The 3,202-nt window shown below is 69.6% G+C and carries 6 protein-coding genes; 5 read left to right on the plus strand and 1 reads right to left on the minus strand.

The window, feature by feature from the left end; genetic code table 11:
- The 3 genes from J0695_RS37620 to J0695_RS37630 form a co-directional block, all read left to right on the plus strand.
- Positions 1-223: roadblock/LC7 domain-containing protein (locus J0695_RS37620; protein WP_206969282.1), on the plus strand; the 223-nt coding region annotated here is incomplete at its 5' end.
- Positions 220-648 carry a DUF742 domain-containing protein gene (locus J0695_RS37625; RefSeq protein ID WP_206969283.1) on the plus strand — a complete coding sequence of 143 codons (429 nt, stop codon included), beginning with the start codon at positions 220-222 and terminating at the stop codon, positions 646-648. The genes J0695_RS37620 and J0695_RS37625, both read left to right, overlap by 4 nt.
- Positions 629-1,234: a GTP-binding protein gene (locus tag J0695_RS37630; protein WP_206969284.1), complete on the plus strand. Its 606-nt coding sequence runs from the start codon at positions 629-631 to the stop codon at positions 1,232-1,234. Before J0695_RS37625 ends, J0695_RS37630 begins: the two co-directional genes overlap by 20 nt.
- On the opposite strand, the gene J0695_RS37635 is transcribed toward J0695_RS37630, so the two are convergent.
- Entirely contained in the window at positions 1,235-1,663 is a 429-nt protein-coding gene (locus J0695_RS37635) for a PPOX class F420-dependent oxidoreductase (RefSeq protein WP_206969285.1), read from the minus strand.
- Between the two features lie 110 nt (positions 1,664-1,773).
- Here J0695_RS37635 and J0695_RS37640 point away from each other — a divergent pair, with 110 nt between their 5' ends.
- On the plus strand, positions 1,774-2,160 hold the full coding sequence (locus tag J0695_RS37640) for a roadblock/LC7 domain-containing protein (RefSeq protein WP_206969286.1): 387 nt from the start codon (positions 1,774-1,776) through the stop codon (positions 2,158-2,160).
- Positions 2,161-2,270: 110 nt separating this feature from the next.
- On the plus strand, positions 2,271-3,164 hold the full coding sequence (locus J0695_RS37645) for a DUF6397 family protein (RefSeq protein ID WP_206969291.1): 894 nt from the start codon (positions 2,271-2,273) through the stop codon (positions 3,162-3,164).
- Positions 3,165-3,202 lie beyond the last annotated feature (38 nt).

Consider the following 3,202-nt stretch of genomic DNA (forward strand, 5'->3'; position numbering starts at 1 on the left):
CGTCTGGCGTACCGCGCCGGCGCGGAACTGCCACGCCGGCGCGGTACGCCAGACGCTGGTCGAGATGGACGACGGATTCCTCTTCGTCGCAGCCGCCGGCGACGGCTCCTGCCTGGCCGTCCTCAGCTCCGTAACCGCCGACATCGGGCTCATCGCGTACGAGATGGCCCGCCTCGTCAAGCGCGTCGGAGAACACCTGCGCACCCCGCCGCGCCTGACATGACCCACGACACCGCCGACAGCGGCCCGGGACCGGGGCAGGAACAGCAGGGCAGCCGCTGGTACGACGCCGACGCCGGTCCGCTGGTGCGCCCCTACGCCATGACCGGCGGCCGTACGACGTCGGGACCCAGCGGGGTACTCCTGGACCTCATCGCGCTCGTCACGCTCGACGCGAACGCGCCCGCCGCCTCCGAGGAGTCGCTCTTCGGGCCCGAACACCGCACCCTGCTCTCCCTGTGCCGGACCGAAACCCAGTCCGTCGCCGAACTCTCGGCCGGCGCCGACCTGCCCGTCGGCGTCGTCCGCGTCCTGATCGGTGACCTGCTCGAAGCGGGCCAGGTCACCGTCGCCCACCCCGTACCACCCGCACAGCTACCCGACGAGAAGATCCTGAGAGAGGTCATCGATGGGCTTCGAGCGCTCTGACACCACTGGAGGGCAGAACACCGCCCTCGCCCTGAAGATCCTTGTCGCGGGCGGCTTCGGGGTCGGCAAGACCACCCTGGTCGGCGCCGTCAGCGAAATCCGCCCGCTGCGCACCGAGGAACTCCTCAGCGAGGCGGGGCAGACCGTCGACGACACCGACGGTCTCGACCACAAGACCACCACGACCGTCGCCATGGACTTCGGCCGCATCACCATCCGCGCCGGTCTCTCCCTGTACCTCTTCGGCACCCCGGGACAGGACCGCTTCTGGTTCCTGTGGGACGAACTCTCCCAAGGGGCCCTGGGGGCCGTCGTCCTCGCCGACACCCGCCGCCTCGAGGACTGCTTCCCCGCCGTCGACTACTTCGAGCACCGGAGCATCCCGTTCGTCGTCGCCGTCAACTGCTTCACCGGAGCCCGCGCCTACGGCGCGCACGAAGTCTCCCGCGCCCTCGACCTCGACCGAGGAACCCCCGTCGTCCTCTGCGACGCACGCGACCGCGACTCGGGCAAGGAGGTCCTGGTCCGTCTGGTCGAGTACGCCGGGCGGATGCACACCGCCCGGCTGCTCGACTCGGTCGGCTGATCAGTCGGACACCGCGGCCTGGGCCAGCACCTTCTCGATCCGTACCCGCACGAGGAGCTCACCCGGCACGCCGTTGCGCGCCCCGAACTCCTCGGCCCGGTCCTCACCCATGTACCGGGCCGCGATCCGTGACGCCCAGAGACGGACCTCGCTCAACTCCTCGACGATCTCGGCCTGTCCGCGGATGACGACGAACGCGAAAGGGGGCCGGTCGTCGTCCACGCAGAGCGCCACGCGCCCGTCGCGCGTCAGATTGCGTCCCTTGACGGACTCCTTGGCGGTGTTGAAGACGAGATCGTCGCCGTCCAGCAGAAACCAGACGGGGGCGATGTGCGGACTGCCGTCGGCCCGTACGGTCGAGAGTTTTCCGGTACGCGTGGACTCCGAGACGAACGCCCGCCACTGGTCCTCGGTCATTTTCTGTGCCATGCGCACATCATCAACCAGTGTGGCGCCGCTTGCCCGCGGAGCTGCCGTGGTGAAGGCTGGCGGGGCGAACGTGGGTTACGGGGAACAAATGAACGGGGAGGGCCGCGCACATGGCGCTGGACAAGGGACTCGACTGGCTTCTGGACGACCTGACCAAGCGGGTCGAGCACGTACGGCATGCCCTGGTGCTGTCGAACGACGGGCTGGTGACCGGCGCGAGCACCGGGCTGGCGCGGGAGGACGCGGAGCACCTGGCCGCCGTCTCCTCGGGTCTGCACAGCCTCGCCAAGGGGTCGGGGCGTCACTTCAGGGCCGGCAAGGTGCGGCAGACGATGGTCGAGTTCGATGAAGGGGTCCTCTTCGTCACCGCGGCCGGGGACGGCAGCTGCCTCTGTGTCCTGAGCAGCGCGGAGGCCGACATCGGCCAGATCGCGTACGAGATGACACGCCTGGTCAACCGGGTGGGCGAGCATCTGGGGGTGTCGGCCAGGCAGTAGGCGCAGCCCTGCTGCGACGGGCCGAGGAGTTATCCACAGGCCCGGCGGGATATGTCCCGCCGGGCTACGGTCGTCACCGAGAGTATTCATCGCTCACGGGGGAGGACCACATGACCGTAAAGGAACAACTCCGCACGAAGGCCGGGACGGGCGCGGGCGCGAAGCCGCTGTCCGCCGCACGCGCCGCACAAGAACTGATGCTGAAGCGCGGTGAGTTAGATCTCGCGGTCCAGCTCGGCCACATCCGGACGGTGACGGAGCCAGGAGATGCGCGCCGTCGTGTGGCGCCGGGGGAGATCGACCGCCTCCGAGGCCAGGACGGCTTCCCCGACACCCTCCGGGAGCGGGTACGCACCGTGGGGACGGCGGACGGCGCGGAGCTGATCGGGATCAGCGCGACACGGTTCACCAATCTGGCCCGCACGGGCCATGTCACACCGGTCCGCTTCTATCTGAACCGGTACCGGGCCGTCGTCTGGCTCTATCTGGCAGAAGAGCTGAAAGCCTTCGCCTCCAGGGACCCGGAGCTTCTCACCGGCACCACACCCAAGAGCTCCCGCGCGCTGATCGACGCGGGGGAGGACTGGCGTCCCCGCAACTGGCGCGGCCGTCGCCTGGGACTTCTCCTGCGCCAGACGGAGGACGCCTGGGCGCGGGCGGCCGTCATGGCCTGCGTACTCGACCCGGTACAACTGGCCGAAGTCGTCGACGACCCCTACGAGCGGGCGTATCTGCGCAAACTCCGGCCCGACTTCGCACCGGGCCGTCCGCATTCACCCGGAGCGTGGGAAGCGACGCAGCATCTGCTGGCCGCGGACAACCCGGACGAGCTGCTGTGGCACCGGATGAGCCTGATCCTCGCACTGGACGAGGCCCGGGAGACAGGCAGTGCGCCCCACCCGGACGGGAATACGCCCATGCCGCACCAACCGCCGCCGAAAGGCGAGGCGGAACCACCCCAGAGGTCCTGGCGGAACTGGCTGAGCCGCAGGGCGAAGGAGTAGCGGAGCGGAGGTCCGGTCGAGGCGCCGGCCGGACCTCC

Source organism: Streptomyces beijiangensis (assembly GCF_017315755.1).
In the GTDB taxonomy this organism is placed as follows: domain Bacteria; phylum Actinomycetota; class Actinomycetes; order Streptomycetales; family Streptomycetaceae; genus Streptomyces; species Streptomyces beijiangensis.

Bases quoted from the DNA above. Each gene is read 5' to 3' on its own strand.
- J0695_RS37625 (WP_206969283.1), top strand. From the start codon at position 220: ATGACCCACGACACCGCCGACAGCGGCCCGGGACCGGGGCAGGAACAG.
- J0695_RS37630 (WP_206969284.1), top strand. From the start codon at position 629: ATGGGCTTCGAGCGCTCTGACACCACTGGAGGGCAGAACACCGCCCTC.
- J0695_RS37635 (WP_206969285.1), bottom strand. From the start codon at position 1,663: ATGGCACAGAAAATGACCGAGGACCAGTGGCGGGCGTTCGTCTCGGAG.
- J0695_RS37640 (WP_206969286.1), top strand. From the start codon at position 1,774: ATGGCGCTGGACAAGGGACTCGACTGGCTTCTGGACGACCTGACCAAG.
- J0695_RS37645 (WP_206969291.1), top strand. From the start codon at position 2,271: ATGACCGTAAAGGAACAACTCCGCACGAAGGCCGGGACGGGCGCGGGC.